The organism is Paraburkholderia sp. 2C, from assembly GCF_054589215.1.
Genome location: NZ_BAAILL010000004.1, coordinates 13,116 through 31,862 on the forward strand (window position 1 = coordinate 13,116; position 18,747 = coordinate 31,862).

Below are 18,747 nucleotides of genomic sequence, written 5' to 3' on the forward strand. Positions count from 1 at the left end.
CCACGACTGGCGCGTCGCGAAACGGGCTGACGAAACACTCGCGAAAGCACACGAATGCGCGGATAAATCGCGCGGACGAAAAAAAAGCGCCATAAGGCGCTTTCTGGTCTTTGCCGTTTGGCGGTGCCAAGGCAACTTACTGATCGTCGTCCGACACGTCGGCTGCGCCGGCCTTCAACGGTTCGCCGGCACGCCGGTCGACCCGTTCACGCAGTTCCTTGCCAGGCTTGAAGTGCGGCACGTACTTCTCGGGCACCAGCACTTTTTCCCCCGACTTCGGATTGCGCCCGACTCGCGACGGGCGGCGATTGAGGCCGAAGCTGCCGAAGCCGCGAATTTCGATGCGATGGCCGTTGGCCAGAGCCTCCGACATCGCATCGAGCATCGTCTTCACCGCGAAATCCGCATCTTTCAAAACAAGCTGCGGAAATCGCGTAGCCAGTTGGGCGACCAATTCCGATTTGGTCATTCTGCAGCAGACCTCTTAAGGCTTACTGGTTCTGGCCGTCGAGCTTGGCCTTCAGGAGCGCGCCGAGGTTCGTCGTACCGCTTGCCGCCGCGCTGTTCTCGGCCTGCAGGCCGCGCATCGCTTCCTGCTGTTCGGCCGAATCCTTCGCCTTGATCGACAGGTTGATACCACGCGACTTGCGATCGATATTGATGATCATCGCGTTGACCTTGTCGCCTTCCTTCAGCACGTTGCGCGCATCTTCGACGCGGTCTTGCGCGATTTCCGAAGCACGCAGGTAACCTTCGACTTCCGCGCTAAGCGTGACAACCGCGCCCTTCGCGTCCACCGACTTCACCACGCCGTCGACCGTCGAACCCTTGTCGTTCATCGCAACGAAGTTGCTGAACGGGTCGCCTTCGAGCTGCTTGATACCGAGCGAAATGCGTTCCTTCTCGACGTCGATGCCGAGCACGACCGCTTCCACTTCGTCGCCCTTCTTGTACTTGCGAACCGCTTCTTCGCCGCTTTCGCTCCACGACAGGTCCGACAGGTGAACCAGACCGTCGATGCCGCCCGGCAGGCCGATGAACACGCCGAAGTCGGTGATCGACTTGATCGCGCCCTGAATCTTGTCGCCCTTCTTGAAGTTGCGGCTGAAGTCATCCCACGGATTCGGCTTGCACTGCTTCATGCCGAGGCTGATACGGCGGCGGTCTTCGTCGATCTCGAGGACCATGACTTCGACTTCGTCGCCCAGCTGCACGACCTTCGACGGTGCAACGTTCTTGTTGGTCCAGTCCATTTCCGACACGTGGACGAGGCCTTCGATGCCCGATTCCACTTCGACGAACGCGCCGTAGTCGGTAATGTTCGTGACCTTGCCGAACAGACGCGTGCCCGACGGGTAACGGCGCGAGATGCCTTCCCACGGATCGTCGCCCAGCTGCTTGATACCGAGCGAAACGCGGTTCTTTTCCTGGTCGAACTTGAGGATCTTCGCGGTGACTTCCTGGCCAACCGACAGCACTTCGCTCGGGTGACGCACACGACGCCATGCGATGTCGGTGATGTGCAGCAGGCCGTCGATACCGCCGAGGTCCACGAACGCGCCGTAGTCGGTAATGTTCTTGACCACGCCTTCGACGATCGCGCCTTCCTTCAGCGTTTCGAGCAGCTTTGCGCGCTCTTCGCCCTGCGTCGCCTCGATGACGGCACGGCGCGACAGCACGACGTTGTTACGCTTGCGATCGAGCTTGATGACGCGGAATTCGAGCGTCTTGCCTTCGTACGGCGTCGTGTCCTTGACCGGACGCGTGTCGACGAGCGAACCCGGCAGGAACGCGCGGATGCCGTTGACCATCACGGTCATGCCGCCCTTGACCTTGCCCGTGATCGTGCCGGTGACGAGTTCGTTGTTGTCGAGCGCCTTTTCCAGCGACAGCCACGAGGCGAGACGCTTGGCCTTGTCACGCGACAGGATCGTGTCGCCATAGCCGTTTTCGAGTGCGTCGATCGCGACGGAAACGAAGTCGCCCGCCTGCACTTCTACCTCGCCCGCGTCATTGAGGAACTCTTCGAGCGGGATGTAGGCTTCGGACTTCAGACCAGCGTTGACGACCACGAAGTTGTGGTCGACACGCACGACTTCGGCCGAAATCACTTCGCCGGCGCGCATGTCTTGCTTGGTCAGCGACTCTTCGAACAGAGCCGCAAAAGATTCGGTATTCGGGGTAGAGGTTTGCAGGTCGGACATAAAAATCTGAATTAGTATGGCTTTTTCGGCGCCCGGCCGGTCTTGCTAGCGAGATCCGGCAAATAGCGGGCAACTGCGAGAGTTCCGAAGGCCACACGGGGTTAAGGGGTTAACATAAGTTCCGCCACACGGCCGGAACACCAACTTCCTGCTGCTTTGCTACTGGCTGGTTACCGGTATGACGCCGGTACGACGCCGCTTTGCTTTCCAGCCTCGACCTCAGGCTTTGACATCGGATCGATACCACTGCACCACCTGATCGACCGCTTCGTCGATCGACAGCGTGGAGGTGTCGAGGCGCTTCGCATCCGCTGCAGGCTTGAGCGGCGCGGCGGTACGCTTGCTGTCGCGCTCGTCGCGTTCGCGCAAATCCCGAAGCAAGTCATCCATATTAGCAGAAAAACCTTTTTGGATCAATTGCTTATGCCGGCGCGCAGCGCGCGCCTCGACGCTTGCCGTCAGAAACACCTTCAGACCCGCATCGGGAAAGATCACGGTGCCCATGTCGCGGCCATCGGCGACGAGCCCAGGCACCTTGCGAAACGCGCGCTGCCGCGCGACCAGCGCGGCCCGTACCGGCGCATGAACGGCGATCGCCGACGCGCGGTTGCCGACTTCTTCGGCGCGAATCTCGGATGAGACGTCGACGCCGTCGAGCTGCGCAATCCCCTCGCGGAACGTGATATGCAGATCGTCGATCAGCTTCGCAAGGGAATCGGCATCATCGGGCGCGATGCTGTAGCGGATGCTCGCGAGTGCGGCCAGCCGGTACAGGGCCCCGCTATCGAGCAGGTGGAAGCCCAGTTGGGCGGCGACCAGGGCGGCCACGGTGCCTTTGCCGGAGGCAGTCGGGCCGTCGATCGTAATGACGGGCGTCTGGTGAAAGGGACGAGTCGGTTTCATCTAATGTAATAGTCAGTCGCGCGTCAGTTCGTGTGGGACCACGCTGCCCCGGTAAATTATCGCGAAGTTATGGCTGGGCGAGCGCAATAAAGCGCTCGAAATAATCGGGGAAGGTCTTCGCGACGCACTTCGGGTCGTTGATCCGCACCGGCACGCCGCCGAGGCTCACGAGCGAAAAGCACATCGCCATGCGGTGGTCGTCGTAGGTGTCGATGGCGGCGTTCGGCGTGAGTTTCGCGGGCGGCACGACAACGAGGTAATCGTCGCCTTCCGTGACCTTCGCGCCGACCTTGCGCAATTCGGTCGCCATCGCGGCAAGCCGGTCGGTTTCCTTCACGCGCCAGCTTGCGATATTGCGCAACGTGGTCGCGCCATCGGCGAACAGCGCAGCGACCGCGACGGTCATCGCGGCGTCCGGAATCAGGTTGAAGTCCATGTCGACCGGCTCGAGCTTGCCGTCGTCGCGGCCGACACCGCGCACTTCGATCCAGTCGTCGCCCATCAATACGTTCGCACCCATGCGATTCAGCGCTTCGGCAAAGCCGATGTCGCCCTGGATGCTCGCGCGCCCGACGCCCTCGACGCGCAACGGCCCGCCGCCGAGCACGCCGGCGGCCAGAAAATACGACGCCGACGACGCATCGCCTTCGACCATGATGGTTCCCGGCGACTGGTAGCGCGCGCCTGCCGGCACCGTGAACCGATGCCAGCCGTCGCGTTGAACCTCAATGCCGAAGCGCGCCATCAACTTGGTCGTGATCTCGATATACGGCTTCGAGATCAGCTCGCCGTCAATCTCGACCACGGTCACGCCGCTTGCGCTGCGCACGAGCGGCAGCGTCATGAGCAGCGCGGTCAGGAACTGGCTCGATACGTCGCCGCGCACGCGGATCGGCGCATCGACGGCGATCTGCGACGGACGGATGCGCAGCGGCGGATACCCTTCGTTCTCCTCGTATTCGATCGTCGCGCCGATCTGCCGCAGGCCGTCGACGAGGTCGCCGATCGGCCGCTCATGCATGCGCGGCACGCCATGCACGCGATAGTCGCCGCCGTTCACCGCAAGCGCGGCCGTCAGCGGGCGGACCGCGGTACCCGCGTTGCCGAGAAAAAGGTCCGCGTTTCTCGCGGTGAACGCGCCGCGCGTGCCGGTCACCACGCACACGTCGCCGTCGCGCTTCAGCTTCACGCCGAGCTTTTCGAGCGCGGCGATCATCACGCGCGTGTCGTCCGAGTCGAGCAGATTCGTGATCGTCGTGTCGCCCTCCGCGAGCGCCGCGAGCAGCAGTAGGCGGTTCGAAATGCTCTTCGAGCCGGGCAAACGAATCGTGCCGGACGCACGGGAAAACGGTCCGAGATCGAGGTATTCCATGATGGGTGGTCCAGTTTTCTGTTATTTCGACGCTTGTTTCGACGCCTGTCTGGCGCTTATTTCGATGATTCGCCGGCGTTCGCTGCCGCCGGCTGTGCCGCACGGTGCTGCCAGTCCGCGCGCGCCGCGCGCGAACGCGCAAAGACCGCTTCGAGCGCCGCGCCGTCACCCGCTTCGATCGCCGCGCGCAATGCGGCGAGAACCGCAGTGTAGCTGTCGATTTCCTCGAGTAGCGCATCGCGGTTCGCCACACAGATGTCGCGCCACATTTCGGGGCTCGATGCAGCGATGCGCGTGAAGTCGCGAAAGCCGCCCGACGCGAACGCGAAGCGCAGCGCCGCGTCCCGCGACTGCAGGATCTGCTCGACGTAGGCGAACGCAAGCACGTGCGGCAGATGACTGACCGACGCGAGCACGCGATCGTGCTGCGGCGGCGCCATCTCATGCACGGTCGCGCCCGTCGCGCGCCACATATCGGCGATGCGATCGACCGACGCCTTCGCGTTTTCCGGCAGCGGACACAGCACGACGTTACGGTCGACATAAAGATCGGGCAAGGCCGCCTCGACGCCGCTTGCTTCACGGCCCGCGACCGGATGGCCTGGCACGAACTGCGCAATGCGCGCACCGAGCGCGGCGCGCGCCGCGGCAACGACATCCGCTTTCGTGCTGCCCGCATCGGTGACGATCGTCGCCGCGTCGAGGAACGGGGCGATGCGCTCGAGCAGCGGCTGGGTCTGCGCGACCGGCGCGGCAAGCAGCACGATGTCGGCGCCGGCGAGCGCATCGGCAAGCGCGCGGTCGTCGTCGAGTGCCGCCGCGCCGTCGATTACGCCGAGCTCGAGCGCCCGTGCGCTCGACGCTGCCGTGCGGCCGACGCCGATCACCTTGCGCGCGCCGGCAGATTTACTGCCCGCTTCACTGCCCGCTGCATAACCTGCTTCGCTGCGCTCACGCAACGCGCGCGCCAACGATCCGCCGATCAGCCCGACGCCGAAAATTACCAGTTTGTCAAAAGAGAACGCAGCCACTTGAGGTCAGATAAAAAGCGCGCCGCAAAGGTTCGAGACCGCCGGCGCGCGGATCGGAGTCAAGCGCTCAGACAGCAGCAAGCGTCTTTTCGAGCGCCGCGAGAAATGCTTCGTTTTCTTCGGGAAGACCGACTGTCACGCGCAACCATTGCGGCAAACCGTAGCTGCCGACCGGACGCACGATGACGCCCTGCTTCAGCAGTGCCAGATTGACGCGATCGCCGGCGCTGTCGTCATCGCCGACGCGCACGAGCACGAAATTGCCATGCGACGGCACGTACTCGAGGCCGAGCCTGTCGAACGCTTCGGTGAGGCGCCGGTAACCCGTTGCGTTGAGCGCCGCGCTCTTTTCGAGGAACGGCTTGTCGTTGAGCGCCGCGACCGCCGCGGCCTGGGCAAGCGTATTCACGTTGAACGGCTGGCGCACGCGGTTCAGCAGATCGGTCAGCTCAGGCTGCGCGATCGCGAAACCGACACGCAAGCCCGCGAGGCCGAAGGCCTTCGAGAACGTGCGCGACACGAGCAGGTTCGGATAGCGGCGCACCCATGCAATCGAGTCATAACGGTGCTGCGCCGACAGGTATTCCGTGTAAGCCTCGTCGAGCACGACCACCACGTTGCGCGGCACTTTCTCGAGAAACGCCTCAAGCGTCGGACCGTCGACGAACGTGCCGGTCGGATTGTTCGGGTTCGCGACAAACACGAGACGTGTATCGTCGGCAATCGCGGCAAGCATCGCATTCAGATCGTGGCCGTACCTGACGGCCGGCACGACGATCGCACGCGCGCCGACACCTTGCGTCGCGAGTGCATAAACCGCGAACGAATACTGCGAGTACACGACCGACTGGCTCTTTTCGACGAAGGCATGCGCGGCCAGTTCGAGAATGTCGTTGCTGCCGTTGCCGAGCGTCACCCATTCGGCCGGCACGCCGTAAGACGCGGACAGCGCTGCTTTCAATTCGAACGCATTCGAATCGGGATAACGGCCGAGTTCGCTTGCCGCCTGCGCCATCGCGCGCCGCGCGGACTCCGGCAGGCCGAGCGGGTTTTCGTTCGACGCGAGCTTGACGATGCGCGCTTCGTCGAGACCGAACTGGCGCGCGACTTCCGAGATCGGCTTGCCGGCGACGTAAGGCGCAATCGCGCGCACGTAAGAAGGGCCGTAGGTCGTAGTCATGTTGTATCTCCGGTCGACAAGTCGACTTTCTGGATTAAGGGTGAAGCGCGCCCGCCTTGCTGGTGTATCGGAACGGCCGGCGCGGTAGCGGCGCGCCGACCGGCGGACGAGAGGTGCACAAACCCGGCATACACATCAAGCGGCGCATGAATCGGCGTTTGCCTTGCCTGCCGCCCCTCGCGCGCGCGCCGCGTGAGCCGTTCAGCGTGCGCGCGGATACGAGCCCAGAATCTTCAGGAAGGCCGCTTTCTGATCGAGCTCGGCGAGCGCCGCCGATACCGACTGATCGTCGCGATGACCTTCGAGATCGATATAGAAGTAGTACTCCCACGTGCCGACGCGCGCCGGGCGCGACTCGAAGCGCGTCATCGACACGCCATGTTGCGCGAGCGGCTCGAGCAGTTTGAACATCGCGCCCGGCTCGTTCGCCACCGATACGATCAGCGACGTCTTGTCGTAGCCGCTCGGCCCCGACGGCTCTTTGCCGATCATCACGAAGCGCGTGCGGTTGTGCGGGTCGTCCTGGATCAGCGAGTACGCGATCTGCAGGCCATATTGCGTGGCCGCGCGCTCGCCGGCAATCGCGGCAACCGTCGGGTCCGCAGCCGCCAGCCGCGCGCCTTCCGCATTGCTCGACACCGACTGGCGCTCGAGATGCGGCGCGTGCGTCGACAGCCAGCGTTGGCATTGCGCCAGCGCCTGCGGATGCGCGCACACGCGCTTGATGCCGGTCAGATCGCCGCTTAGCGTCATCAGATTGTGGTGAATCGGCAGCGCGAGTTCGCCGCCGATCAGCAGTTGCGTTTCGAGCAGCAGATCGAGTGTGCGCGACACCGCACCTTCGGTCGAATTCTCGATCGGCACGACGCCGAATTCCGCGGCGCCCGCTTCGACCGAACGAAACACCTCGTCGATCGACGGACAGGCGAGCCCTTCGATCGACTGACCGAAGTACTCGTGCATCGCCTGTTCGCTATAAGTGCCGACCGGCCCGAGAAACGCGACCTGAATATTCTTTTCGAGCGCGCGGCTCGCGGCCATGATCTCGCGCCAGATCGCGCTGATATGATCGCCGCCGAGCGGCCCATCGCTCATTTCCTGCAGCCGCGCGATGACCTGCTGTTCGCGTTCCGGGCGGAACACCGGCGCGTTGAAGTGCTTCTTGACCTCGCCCACTTCGAGCGCGACTGCGGCGCGCTGATTGAGCAGCGTGATCAGCTGCGCGTCGAGCGCATCGATGCGCTCGCGCAGCGGTTTGAGGCGTGAGTTAAGTTCGTCGTCCATGCTAGTGACTTGCCACGGCTGTATCGTCCCATGCGTGCGCGAAAACCGGAGTTTCGGTCACGCGCTCTTCCGTTCAAACTCTTTCATGTACTCGACCAGCGCCTTGACGCCTTCGAGCGGCACCGCGTTGTAGATTGACGCCCGCATGCCGCCGACGGACTTGTGGCCCTTCAGCTGCACCAGCCCGCGCGCTTTGGCGCCGGCCAGAAATGCTTCGTTGCGCGATTCGTCGGCGAGGAAGAACGGTACGTTCATCCGCGACCGCGCGCCGCGTTCGACCTTGTTCAGATAGAAGCTGCTCGTGTCGATCGTGTCGTACAGCAGCTTCGCTTTTTCGACGTTGCGCGCTTCGATCGCGGGCAGGCCGCCCAGCTTTTTCAGCCACTTGAACACGAGCCCGGCGATGTAGATCGCGTAGGTGGGCGGCGTGTTGTACATCGAATTATTGAGCGCGACCGTCTTCCATTCGAACGCCGACGGACAGATCGGCATCGCGCGATCCAGCAGATCTTCGCGGACGATCACGACGGTCACGCCCGCGATGCCGATATTCTTCTGTGCGCCGCCGAACAGCACGCCGTACTTCGCGACGTCCATCGGGCGCGACAGGATGTGCGACGACGCATCGGCGACGAGCGGAATGTCGCCAAGATCGGGAATGTCGAACGTCTCGACGCCGTGGATCGTTTCGTTCGTGCACAGATGCACGTAGGCGGGATCGTCGGACAGCTGCCATTCGGCACGCGCGGGCGCACGCGTGAAACCGTCGGCCGTCTGGCCGCTCGCGGCGACGTGCGCGCTGCCGTACTTCTTCGCTTCGTTCAGCGACTTTTGCGACCACGAACCGGTGATCACGAAATCGGCGCGCGGCTTCGTGCCGAACAGGTTCATCGGCACGATCGCGTTTTCGCCGATCCCGCCGCCCTGCAGCAGCAGGATTTGATAGCCCGACGGAATCGCGAGCAACTCGCGCAGATCGGCGAGCGCTTCTTCGTGGATCGACATGAACTCTTTGCCGCGATGGCTCATTTCCATCACGCTCATGCCGCTGCCGCGCCAGTCGAGCATTTCGTCGGCTGCTTGACGCAACACTTCTTCGGGCAAGGCAGCAGGGCCGGCGGAGAAATTGAAGACGCGCATCGTGAGAGTTCCGGAAGCGGGCGCGCGGAGCATAAAAGGACCTGATTTGCGCCCAAAAAGAGAATGGCCGTCTGCGCGCTCGCGCAAACGGCCATTATCGCATCGACGCCGGGAACCCGCCATGCCGGCGGCCCGACGTCAGCAGAGCCTACGGCTTACTTGGCGCCCGGCTTGGCCGAAGACACCGATGCGACTTCCTTGTCCGCCTGATCGCGCGTTGCCTTGATCGATTGCGGCATGTACTTCTGCATCAGGCCGTTCACGACGTCGCGGCCGACCTGATCTTGCACCTGAATGAACTTGCGGCCCGTCGGGCTCTTGTAGAACGCCGTCAGGTCGTTGATTTCCTGCGTCGAGTAATACTTCGCGTACGCGTCGTACTGAGCCTGCATCGCATCCTGGCGGAAGCTGTCGGTCGCGAACACCTGACCTGCGGAGTCGACGAGCTTCGGCACGGCGTTCTTTTGCAGCGTCGGCACCGATGCCTGCTTCTGCTTGTCCGTCATCGTCTTGTTTTCAGACAGCGCGTCCGACAGGATGGCCGGCACGAGCTGCTTTGCCTGCATCTGGGCGCTGTTGCCGATCGCGCCGACGAGCTTCTGCGCGTCGATTGCGTCGAGCAGGTTCTTGATCGCGGCCTGCTTGGCCGGATCGATCGGCGCGGCGGCAGGCGCTGCGGGAGCGGCAGCGCCCGGTGCCGGTTGCTGACTCTGCAGCGCCTGCGCCATCGCGAAGGTCGGCACGAACGCGGCCAGCATCATCCACAGCTTGAATCGTTTTTGCATCACTACTCCCTGAAAGAAATGGGTTACTTGCCCGCCGCGCGGACCGCGCATCGGCCCATCCGATGTGCGGACTCACGCCCGTGCGGTTCATACTCGTTACGAGGAAAGCATCCGTGCAGGCCAGACCGGGGGGTCGACTCGCCGCTCGGTACGTCGCCTGGCGCCGCGGCTCAACTCAACTCCGCAGTTCGGCCCGCACTTCAGTTCGACATGCCGCCGTCGCCGTCCGGAGCCTCGTCACCGCCACCTTCGTCGACGTCGCCGTTCGCACTGCCGGCCACGCCGCCGTTCGTACCGTCAACGTCGCCGTCGACGTCGGCTTCCGCCTCGGCGATATGCTGCAGGCCGGAGAGCTTCGTGCCCTCATCAAGGCTGATGAGTGTAACACCTTGCGTCGCACGGCCCATTTCACGGATCTCCGATACACGCGTGCGGATCAGCACGCCCGTGTCGGTGATCAGCATGATCTGCGCCTCCGGAACGACCAGTGTCGCGGCGACCACCTTGCCGTTACGTTCCGACGTCTGGATCGCGATCATGCCCTTCGTGCCGCGGCCATGGCGCGTGTACTCGGTGATCGGCGTGCGCTTGCCATAACCGTTTTCGGTTGCGGTCAGCACCGACTGCTTTTCGTCGCCCGCCACGAGCAGGGCTATGACCTGCTGCCCTTCGTCGAGTTGCATGCCGCGTACGCCGCGCGCTTCGCGGCCCATCGGCCGGACATCGTTTTCGTCGAAGCGCACCGCCTTGCCCGAATCGGAGAACAGCATCACATCGTGCTCGCCGTCGGTGATCGCCGCGCCGATCAGGTAGTCGCCGTCATCGAGGCCGACCGCGATAATACCCTTGCGCAGCGGCCGGCTGAACTGTTCGAGCGGCGTTTTCTTGACCGTGCCGAGCGCGGTGGCCATGAATACATACTTGTCGGCCGAGAACTCCTTGACCGGCAGCACCACCGTGATCTTCTCGCCTTCCTGCAGCGGGAACATGTTGACGATCGGCCGGCCGCGCGAATTGCGCGAGCCCTGGGGCACTTCGTACACCTTCACCCAGTAGACGCGGCCGCGGTTCGAGAAGCACAGGATGTGGTCGTGCGTGTTCGCGATAAAGAGCGAGTCGATCCAGTCGTCTTCCTTCATCGACGTCGCCTGTTTGCCCCGACCTCCGCGCTTCTGGGCGCGATATTCGGACAACGGCTGCGATTTCACGTAGCCGGAGTGCGACATCGTGACAACCATGTCCTGCGGGGTGATGAGGTCTTCCGTGTTCAGCTCGGTGGCGTTCATCTCGATCTGCGAGCGGCGTTTGTCGCCAAATTCGCTCTTGATCGAGGTGAGTTCGTCGAGGATGATCGCAGCAATGCGCTCCGGCCTGGCGAGAATATCGAGCAGGTCGGCGATCTGCGCCATCACCTCGCGATACTCGCTGATGATCTTGTCCTGTTCGAGGCCCGTGAGGCGTTGCAGACGCATCTGCAGGATTTCCTGCGCCTGCGTATCCGACAGCCGGTAGAGCCCGTCTGCCTGCATGCCGAACGATGCGTTGAGCCCTTCCGGACGATAAGCCTCGCGGCCGCCAGCCGCCGAGTTTTCGGTTTCGGCACGCTGCAGCATCTCGCGCACGAGCGACGAATCCCATGAGCGGTTCATCAGCTCCTGCTTGGCGATCGGCGGCGTCGGCGCGGCCTTGATGATGCTGATGAATTCATCGATATTCGCGAGCGCGACGGCGAGACCTTCGAGCACGTGGCCGCGTTCGCGTGCCTTGCGCAGTTCGTAGATCGTGCGCCGCGTCAGCACTTCGCGGCGATGCGACAGGAAATGCGTGAGCATTTCCTTCAGGTTCAACAGCTTCGGCTGGCCGTCGACGAGCGCGACCATGTTCATGCCGAACGTGTCCTGCAGCTGCGTCGCCTTGTACAGGTTATTGAGAATGACCTCGGGCACTTCGCCGCGCTTCAGCTCGATCACGACACGCATGCCGCTCTTGTCGGATTCGTCGCGGATATCGGAAATACCTTCGAGCTTCTTCTCGTTGACGAGCTCGGCGATGCGCTCGAGCAGCGACCGCTTGTTCACCTGATACGGCAGCTCGTCGACGATGATCGCCATGCGCTGGCCGCGGTCGATTTCCTCGAAGTGCGTGAGCGCGCGCATGACAACGCGGCCACGCCCCGTACGATAGCCGTCGCGTACGCCGGCCACGCCGTAGATGATGCCGGCCGTCGGGAAGTCCGGCGCCGGCACGATCTCGATCAGCTCGTCGATTGTCGCTTCCGGGTTCTTCAGCAGATGCTGGCACGCGTCGACGATTTCGTTGAGGTTGTGCGGCGGAATATTGGTGGCCATCCCGACCGCGATGCCGGACGAGCCGTTGATCAGCAGGTTCGGAATGCGCGCCGGCAGAATGGCCGGCTCGTTTTCGCTGCCGTCGTAGTTCGGCTGGAAATCGACGGTTTCCTTGTCGATGTCGGCGAGCAGCTCGTGGCCGATCTTGGCCATGCGGATTTCGGTGTACCGCATCGCCGCGGCATTGTCGCCGTCGACCGAGCCGAAATTGCCCTGCCCATCGACGAGCATGTAGCGCAGCGAGAAATCCTGCGCCATTCGCACGATCGTGTCGTAGACCGCGGTATCGCCGTGCGGGTGGTACTTACCGATGACGTCGCCGACGATACGCGCCGACTTCTTGTACGCCCGGTTCCAGTCGTTATTCAGCTCATGCATCGCGAAGAGCACGCGGCGATGCACCGGCTTCAGTCCGTCGCGGACATCGGGAAGTGCGCGCCCCACGATCACGCTCATCGCGTATTCGATGTACGAGCGGCGCATTTCCTCCTCTAGGGAGATTGGCAGAGTCTCTTTGGCGAATTGATCCATTGTCCGTTTCGTTTACTTGCGGTGCAGTGGTTCGGCTGGCGGCTGGGTTTGCTGACCTTCGCTTACGTTCCTGCCGCGGCACCCGGAAAAACCGGGACATCCGGCAGGCAGTTAACTGATAACGTTTGGAAAAGGTTCCGAAGTGAAGCCGAAAGATTGCGCCCCGCGGCGGCGCTGCGATCTCAGCGCATCACGCGATTCTACCATGCGGCGCATCCGCGCCTGCGGACCTGCATAGGCCCCTGCGTATACCTATTAGGGGAATGCACGCGGACGGCTCCTGGTGTCGCATTTGCGGTGCATTTCGGAGCCATGTTGGCGATGCCCGCCAGGCCCGTTTCCTGCTCCCCTCTGATGCCGCGCCAAGCCCCGCGCGGCTTCTGTTGCGCATGCACCACATTCGACCGAGGCTGGATATAGGGGAGGGATTTTTTTATCGTCGGAAGGGAACGATATGGCAAAATGCCAACGCACAAAGTTAGACACTGCTCGAAGTCTATACAGCGCGTCTTTTGTTCCGCACCGATGTTATACTCCGAGCAATGTATGACGTGTCTACAGTCAACAGGCTCGCAGTAAACCTGCGGTAATCTCAATTTCGAGAGGAGAAATATGAATAAACTTTCAAAGCTCGCGTTCATTGCAGCTACCGCGGTAATGGCTGCATCGGCGTCGGCGCAATCGGTGCCGGCCTCGCGACAGGCAGTTAACGATAACTGGGTGAACGGCACCGGCGAATACGTGTGGATGAACGGCACGAACGAGCTTTGCTGGCGCGACGCGTTCTGGACGCCGGCAACGGCTAACGCAAAATGCGACGGCGCACTCGTCGCACAGGCTCCGACCCCGCCGGCACCGGCGCCGGTCGCTCCGGCTATCACGAGCCAGAAGATTACGTATCAGGCTGACACGCTGTTCGACTTCGACAAGGCTGTTCTGAAGCCGGCCGGCAAGGAAAAGCTGGATGACCTCGCAGCGAAGATCCAGGGCCTGAACCTCGAAGTGGTCGTCGCAACGGGTTACACCGACCGCATCGGTTCCGACAAGTACAACGACCGTCTGTCGCTGCGTCGTGCTCAAGCTGTGAAGGCATACCTCGTCAGCAAGGGCATCGAAGCCAACCGCATCTACACGGAAGGCAAGGGCAAGCGCGACCCGGTTACGCACGGTTGCAACCAGAAGAACCGCAAGCAACTTATCGCCTGCCTCGCACCGGATCGCCGCGTGGAAGTCGAAGTTGTCGGTACTTCGAAGCAGTAAGCGTCAAATTACCGCAGCATCAAAGCCCCGCCACGGCGGGGCTTTTTTTATCCATCGTGATGCTCACCGCTGCCAGACCGCAGTCCGCGCTTACACGTAAGGCCGCCGTCATGCGCGCCCGAGATGCTGGACGCGCTTTTGCTGCACCTGGCGGTGACCTGTATACTCAGGGCTCGACCTCGTTGCCCTGCTCATCCGCCATCAAGGCCGCATGAACATGACCAATGCCGATCCCCACGAACTGCAGAAATTCAGCGATCTCGCGCACCGGTGGTGGGACCCCAACGCCGAATTCAAACCGCTTCACGAACTGAACCCGGTTCGGCTCGGCTGGATCGACGGGCATGCGCGTCTCGCAGGCAAGCGCGTGCTCGACATCGGTTGCGGCGGCGGCATTCTGACGGAATCGATGGCCAGCCTCGGCGCATCGGCGAAAGGCATCGATCTGGCGCGCGAAGCGCTCGGCGTCGCCGACCTGCATAGCCTCGAAAGCGGCGTCAACGTCGAATACGAGGAGATCGCCGCGGAAGCGCTGGCGGCGCGCGATCCGGCAAGCTTCGACGTGGTGACCTGTATGGAAATGCTCGAGCACGTGCCGGACCCCTCGCAAGTCGTCGCAGCGTGCAAGACGCTCGTGAAGCCCGGTGGCTGGGTGTTTTTCTCGACGCTGAACCGCAACGTGAAGTCGTATCTGTTCGCGGTGATCGGCGCCGAGTACATCGCGCGGATGCTGCCGCGAGGCACGCACGACTACGCGCGCTTTATCCGCCCGTCCGAACTGGCCGGCTTCGTGCGCGCCGCAGGCCTGACCACGGTCGAAATCAAGGGCGTCGTCTATCACCCGATCGGCAAGCGCTTTGCGCTGTCCACGGACTCAAGCGTCAACTACATGCTCGCGTGCCGCCGCGACGCCTGATCAACCCCTGCCCCGCACCTCCATGAGCGATCCCACTCCTCTGCCGCAACGCGAAGACGACGATACGTCGCTCGGCCTTTGCCAGGGCATTCTGTTCGATCTCGACGGCACGCTTGCCGACACCGCCCCCGACCTCGCTGCCGCGGTCAACAAGATGCGCGTCGATCGCGGGCTCGAGATGGTGCCGCTCGACCAGTTGCGGCCGCTGGCGTCGGCCGGCGCGCGCGGCCTGCTGGCGGGCGGTTTCGGCGTCGGCCCGGCGGATCACGAATTCGCCTCGATGCGCGAGGAGTTTCTCGCCAACTACGAAGCCGATCTCTGCATCGAGACCACCCTTTTCCCCGGCATCGGCGAGTTGCTCGATGAGCTCGACGAGCGAGGCGTACGCTGGGGCATCGTGACGAACAAGGTGGCGCGGCTGACCGAGCCGCTCATTGCGCAACTGGGGCTCGACACGCGCGCGGGCTGCGTGGTCAGCGGCGATACGACACCGCATTCGAAACCTCACCCCGCACCGCTGCTGCATGCCGCGCGAGAGCTGAATCTGCAACCGGAGCGCATCGTCTATGTCGGCGACGATCTGCGCGACGTGCAAGCGGGTTTTGCGGCAGGCATGGTTACCGTTGCCGCCGCATACGGCTATTGCGGCACCGATCTGCCGCCGACGCAATGGCACGCGAAACATGTGATCCAGTCGCCAGCGGAGTTGCAGAAGCTGTTGCGCGACATCAGCTAGGCCGAGGCAGGCGAAGCTGCCAAGGCAGACCGCGACGTCGCAAAACGATGGGGGCGATTCACTATCTCGCCTCGCGCGACGATATGTCGGTGACGTGACACCCCGCCTATTGTAAAATTGCTGCTGGCCCGCAGTTGAGGGGCTCTCTACCGTGGGGGCGACCTGGTTTCGACAGGGGTTGTGAAGCGGTCAGGGCATGTCGAGGACCCGTCACCTCGTTAATCAATGGGAAAAACGTAACTGCAAACGACGATACGTTCGCACTGGCAGCCTAAGGGCCGCCGTCCTCTGCCTGGCTCACTGACGGGCTAGCGTCGCAAGACCGGTAGCAATACCGCCAGAGGTCATTTACGTCAGTTAAGCCTTGGTGGCGTCACGACGCCCGGGTCGAAAATCTAGTGAATCGCCGTCGTGCAGCGTGTTCGTCCGCGTCACTACGGTTAAATCAAATGACAGAACTAAACATGTAGAACTGGTCGTAGAGCGCTACTGGACGCGGGTTCGATTCCCGCCGCCTCCACCACAATTTTTCGTGCGTGTGTTTTGCGTGTCTTTTGCGTGTGTTTCCTGTCTCACACGTGCGATGTAAAACATGCGTAGCCCGAGCGTCTCGGGTATTCACATAAAACGGCCCCTTTCGGGGCCGTTTTCACATCCACTCGACGCAGCGTGGTATTTAGCAGCGCATGATGAAAGGAATCACATTGTTATTGTTGACGAACATCGTCGAATAGGTACCGCCTTTATTGGAGCCGCCCGCGATGCAGGATTTCACGAGCTGCTTACGATCGATTTTCTGCGTGTCAAATACCCGCCAATAATGGATTAGGATCAATTCGGTTCGCCGAAAAATGCGTTGGCGAACCTCGGCCATCATAGGCGTCGCTTTTATCGCAGAAAATGCTGCTCGACGTTGTTTAACCGGGTTCAAAAATATCGACATGATTTTTCGGATTTTTCGCGGATCCGTCATCGCCGCAAAGCCGAAAACCGCGTAATCGCGCTCCAATGCGCATAGATGATGCGCAACGGTTCAGCCTTCCGCTAATTGCGAACTATAGTGGGAGGTGGCTGGAATAATCGCACGCCATCGTTCGTTTATTTGCCCGCACGTCGCCTCAAACCGGCGCGTGCCAGTCATTCAACGCATACGTTCAACGCATACACTCCAGTACACAACGTTCAAAACAGGAGCAGCATCATGCGCAAGACTCTTCTCCTCATCGCCGCTGTCGCGATCTCGCAAACGGCATTCGCCGACGTGCCCAAGACAATGGATGGCCGTCTGGTCGACTCAGAGGGGTACACGCTGTACACGTTCGACAAGGACACGACGCCCGGCCAAAGCGCCTGCAGCGGCGCATGCTCGAAGAAGTGGCCGGCCGCGCAGCCGGCCGCGGGCGACAAGCCGACGGGAGACTGGACGATTATCAAGAACACTGACGGCGTCCCGCAGTGGGTCTACAAGGGTCACCCGCTGTATCGCTTCGCCGACGACAAGAAGCCCGGCGACACGGCTGGCGACAATTTCCGCGACGTGTGGCACATCGCAAAGCCGTAACGCAAGTTGAGATTGAGCGGCGCCGCCAGACCCGATTGGCGGCGCCGCAGCAGCAGTAGCGTCGTCCGACGGATTACCCGGGCCCAGCGTAAGTCAGTCGACGAACCCGGCCGGAAGCCGGGAATTCCGGGAATTCCGGGAATTCCGAGAATTCCCGGATGAGGGAATGCGGGAACGCGCCCCGCAAGCAAGTCCCCGGCAAATACGCGGAAGTGGAAGACCGCGAGAACGGGGAATACCGCTTACTGCGGGTCGTCCGGACACTTCAGGTTGCAGCCATCCGGATCGCCGTTGTCTCCGCGCTTGCGCAGTTGCGACGGCGCGCCGCGCTGGTACTTCTTCGAAGGCGCCGACGCCGCAAATTGCATCTGCGGATGCTCCTGGAAATGGAAATCGTCCGACAGGATGCCACCGGGCACGCCCGGCGAATTTTGCGCGAAAGCGACGGAAACGGTCGCGAGCAATGCGCCCGCCGAGGCGGTGGCGACGATGGTCTGAATCAGATATTTCATGGCGGGTTCAGCGCGGCGTATAAACCGCGCACGAGGTGAAATAGTAGGGTAGCCCCCTTTCCTTCCGGAAAAGGGGCCCCCTAGGAACTGTACGTGCGAGTTTCCCCGCATACAGCTCGAGCCTACAAAACAAAGTCCTGCTAATGCAAGACCGGCTTAGTTACAACAACGCCGTTGGCGTGTACCTGCTGGTGGCAGTAAGGATGGAGCAACACCCGGTTGGACAGTGCGTCCGACCCGCCATGCATCCGGTACTCAAGATGATGGTCGTGCCAGCCCGTGTCGTCCGTCAGGGCACTGCCACAGTACGCACAATTGCCGTTCTGTGACAGGTACAGCGTGACCCATTGCTTCCGGTATCGCATCGAGTCCTTCATGCGCCCCTGCCGCAACTGCTCGCCGTACTGCTCCCACTCAGGATCAAAAGGATTAATGTCCCCTTTGATCTTCGCGTGTCGCCTGATGATCGTACTGCTGATCGGATATAACTCAAGCAACCCTTTGCTGCCGTCCTCTCGAACCATTGAAGTAGCAAACACCCAACTGCGTTCGCCGACCGAATGGAAGTACTTCGCTCTCACCCAGTTCGCGTTCTTGTTAGGATGCCGCCTCTTTGACCACCGCCAGAGTCTCTGGAAAATCAGATACTCCATGCGGCTGTACGCCTGCTTGGCAACCACCGGACTGTGATACTGCGCCCAGCCCCGTAGCATCGGGTTCAACAGGCGGATCAGATCCTCCTGCTTCACCGTCTTGTTACCGCTGATCGTATCCGCCACCTTGCGGTAGAACGTCTGCACGTTCTTCCTGCCCGGCTTGATGAGTAGCTTTCCCGAGTACTTCCGGAAATTCCACCCCAGGAAATCGAAGCCGTCGTCGATGTGGGTAATCCGCGTTTTCTCCTCCGACAGTTGCAGTCCCCGAACAGCAAGGAATGCTTCCACCCAAGGCCTGATCTCGCTTTCCAGCACCTCTTTCGAGTCA

Annotated in this window: 17 protein-coding genes and 1 other RNA gene; 5 read left to right on the forward strand and 13 right to left on the reverse strand. The window is 62.1% G+C overall.

Annotated features, from left to right (window positions below):
• Positions 1-136 precede the first annotated feature (136 nt).
• The 10 genes from ACYPXD_RS00090 to gyrA all read right to left on the reverse strand — a co-directional run bounded on the left by ACYPXD_RS00090 (position 137) and on the right by gyrA (position 12,778).
• On the reverse strand, positions 137-469 hold the full coding sequence (locus ACYPXD_RS00090; protein ID WP_075157810.1) for an integration host factor subunit beta: 333 nt from the start codon (positions 467-469) through the stop codon (positions 137-139).
• Positions 470-491: 22 nt separating this feature from the next.
• Complete coding sequence (rpsA, locus tag ACYPXD_RS00095; protein ID WP_459706089.1) at positions 492-2,204, reverse strand: 30S ribosomal protein S1; 1,713 nt, start codon at positions 2,202-2,204, stop codon at positions 492-494.
• A gap of 219 nt (positions 2,205-2,423) precedes the next feature.
• Positions 2,424-3,107 (reverse strand): (d)CMP kinase, encoded by a 684-nt coding sequence (gene cmk, locus ACYPXD_RS00100; protein WP_459706090.1) that lies wholly within the window; start codon positions 3,105-3,107, stop codon positions 2,424-2,426.
• Positions 3,108-3,174: 67 nt separating this feature from the next.
• Positions 3,175-4,479 carry a 3-phosphoshikimate 1-carboxyvinyltransferase gene (gene aroA, locus ACYPXD_RS00105; RefSeq protein WP_459706091.1) on the reverse strand — a complete coding sequence of 435 codons (1,305 nt, stop codon included), beginning with the start codon at positions 4,477-4,479 and terminating at the stop codon, positions 3,175-3,177.
• Positions 4,480-4,535: 56 nt separating this feature from the next.
• Entirely contained in the window at positions 4,536-5,510 is a 975-nt protein-coding gene (locus tag ACYPXD_RS00110) for a prephenate dehydrogenase (protein ID WP_459706092.1), read from the reverse strand.
• Positions 5,511-5,577: 67 nt separating this feature from the next.
• Complete coding sequence (gene hisC, locus ACYPXD_RS00115; protein WP_459706093.1) at positions 5,578-6,690, reverse strand: histidinol-phosphate transaminase; 1,113 nt, start codon at positions 6,688-6,690, stop codon at positions 5,578-5,580.
• A gap of 201 nt (positions 6,691-6,891) precedes the next feature.
• Complete coding sequence (pheA, locus tag ACYPXD_RS00120; RefSeq protein ID WP_459706094.1) at positions 6,892-7,974, reverse strand: prephenate dehydratase; 1,083 nt, start codon at positions 7,972-7,974, stop codon at positions 6,892-6,894.
• 57 nt (positions 7,975-8,031) lie between these two features.
• Positions 8,032-9,114, reverse strand: a complete 1,083-nt coding sequence (gene serC / locus ACYPXD_RS00125; protein WP_459706095.1) for a 3-phosphoserine/phosphohydroxythreonine transaminase — start codon at positions 9,112-9,114, stop codon at positions 8,032-8,034.
• Between the two features lie 155 nt (positions 9,115-9,269).
• Complete coding sequence (locus ACYPXD_RS00130) at positions 9,270-9,899, reverse strand: DUF2059 domain-containing protein (RefSeq protein ID WP_459706096.1); 630 nt, start codon at positions 9,897-9,899, stop codon at positions 9,270-9,272.
• A gap of 200 nt (positions 9,900-10,099) precedes the next feature.
• The gene (gyrA, locus tag ACYPXD_RS00135) at positions 10,100-12,778 is read right to left on the reverse strand and encodes a DNA gyrase subunit A (protein WP_459706097.1); all 2,679 of its coding nucleotides are present in this window, start codon (positions 12,776-12,778) and stop codon (positions 10,100-10,102) included.
• Between the two features lie 612 nt (positions 12,779-13,390).
• Between gyrA and ompA the strand changes: the two genes are divergently transcribed.
• From ompA to ssrA, 4 genes are all read left to right on the forward strand, one after another.
• Positions 13,391-14,038, forward strand: a complete 648-nt coding sequence (gene ompA, locus ACYPXD_RS00140) for an outer membrane protein OmpA (RefSeq protein ID WP_219799290.1) — start codon at positions 13,391-13,393, stop codon at positions 14,036-14,038.
• A gap of 217 nt (positions 14,039-14,255) precedes the next feature.
• The gene (gene ubiG, locus ACYPXD_RS00145; protein WP_459706103.1) at positions 14,256-14,954 is read left to right on the forward strand and encodes a bifunctional 2-polyprenyl-6-hydroxyphenol methylase/3-demethylubiquinol 3-O-methyltransferase UbiG; all 699 of its coding nucleotides are present in this window, start codon (positions 14,256-14,258) and stop codon (positions 14,952-14,954) included.
• A gap of 22 nt (positions 14,955-14,976) precedes the next feature.
• Positions 14,977-15,690: an HAD family hydrolase gene (locus tag ACYPXD_RS00150; protein WP_459706098.1), complete on the forward strand. Its 714-nt coding sequence runs from the start codon at positions 14,977-14,979 to the stop codon at positions 15,688-15,690.
• Positions 15,691-15,843: 153 nt separating this feature from the next.
• Positions 15,844-16,213, forward strand: a transfer-messenger RNA (tmRNA) gene (gene ssrA / locus ACYPXD_RS00155).
• Between the two features lie 153 nt (positions 16,214-16,366).
• Here ssrA and ACYPXD_RS00160 read toward each other — a convergent pair.
• The gene (locus ACYPXD_RS00160; RefSeq protein WP_459706099.1) at positions 16,367-16,699 is read right to left on the reverse strand and encodes a hypothetical protein; all 333 of its coding nucleotides are present in this window, start codon (positions 16,697-16,699) and stop codon (positions 16,367-16,369) included.
• Positions 16,700-16,891: 192 nt separating this feature from the next.
• Between ACYPXD_RS00160 and ACYPXD_RS00165 the strand changes: the two genes are divergently transcribed.
• Positions 16,892-17,251: a COG4315 family predicted lipoprotein gene (locus tag ACYPXD_RS00165; protein WP_459706100.1), complete on the forward strand. Its 360-nt coding sequence runs from the start codon at positions 16,892-16,894 to the stop codon at positions 17,249-17,251.
• Positions 17,252-17,493: 242 nt separating this feature from the next.
• On the opposite strand, the gene ACYPXD_RS00170 is transcribed toward ACYPXD_RS00165, so the two are convergent.
• Together ACYPXD_RS00170 and ACYPXD_RS00175 are read right to left on the reverse strand one after the other, a co-directional pair.
• Positions 17,494-17,763: a hypothetical protein gene (locus ACYPXD_RS00170; RefSeq protein WP_459706101.1), complete on the reverse strand. Its 270-nt coding sequence runs from the start codon at positions 17,761-17,763 to the stop codon at positions 17,494-17,496.
• 140 nt (positions 17,764-17,903) lie between these two features.
• The coding region (locus ACYPXD_RS00175; protein ID WP_459706102.1) for a group II intron maturase-specific domain-containing protein at positions 17,904-18,747 on the reverse strand (844 nt) is incomplete at its 5' end.

Bases quoted from the DNA above. Each gene is read 5' to 3' on its own strand.
- cmk (WP_459706090.1), bottom strand. From the start codon at position 3,107: ATGAAACCGACTCGTCCCTTTCACCAGACGCCCGTCATTACGATCGAC.
- ACYPXD_RS00165 (WP_459706100.1), top strand. From the start codon at position 16,892: ATGCGCAAGACTCTTCTCCTCATCGCCGCTGTCGCGATCTCGCAAACG.
- ubiG (WP_459706103.1), top strand. From the start codon at position 14,256: ATGACCAATGCCGATCCCCACGAACTGCAGAAATTCAGCGATCTCGCG.
- pheA (WP_459706094.1), bottom strand. From the start codon at position 7,974: ATGGACGACGAACTTAACTCACGCCTCAAACCGCTGCGCGAGCGCATC.
- ACYPXD_RS00130 (WP_459706096.1), bottom strand. From the start codon at position 9,899: ATGCAAAAACGATTCAAGCTGTGGATGATGCTGGCCGCGTTCGTGCCG.
- rpsA (WP_459706089.1), bottom strand. From the start codon at position 2,204: ATGTCCGACCTGCAAACCTCTACCCCGAATACCGAATCTTTTGCGGCT.
- ACYPXD_RS00090 (WP_075157810.1), bottom strand. From the start codon at position 469: ATGACCAAATCGGAATTGGTCGCCCAACTGGCTACGCGATTTCCGCAG.
- ompA (WP_219799290.1), top strand. From the start codon at position 13,391: ATGAATAAACTTTCAAAGCTCGCGTTCATTGCAGCTACCGCGGTAATG.
- hisC (WP_459706093.1), bottom strand. From the start codon at position 6,690: ATGACTACGACCTACGGCCCTTCTTACGTGCGCGCGATTGCGCCTTAC.
- aroA (WP_459706091.1), bottom strand. From the start codon at position 4,479: ATGGAATACCTCGATCTCGGACCGTTTTCCCGTGCGTCCGGCACGATT.
- ACYPXD_RS00170 (WP_459706101.1), bottom strand. From the start codon at position 17,763: ATGAAATATCTGATTCAGACCATCGTCGCCACCGCCTCGGCGGGCGCA.
- serC (WP_459706095.1), bottom strand. From the start codon at position 9,114: ATGCGCGTCTTCAATTTCTCCGCCGGCCCTGCTGCCTTGCCCGAAGAA.
- ACYPXD_RS00150 (WP_459706098.1), top strand. From the start codon at position 14,977: ATGAGCGATCCCACTCCTCTGCCGCAACGCGAAGACGACGATACGTCG.
- gyrA (WP_459706097.1), bottom strand. From the start codon at position 12,778: ATGGATCAATTCGCCAAAGAGACTCTGCCAATCTCCCTAGAGGAGGAA.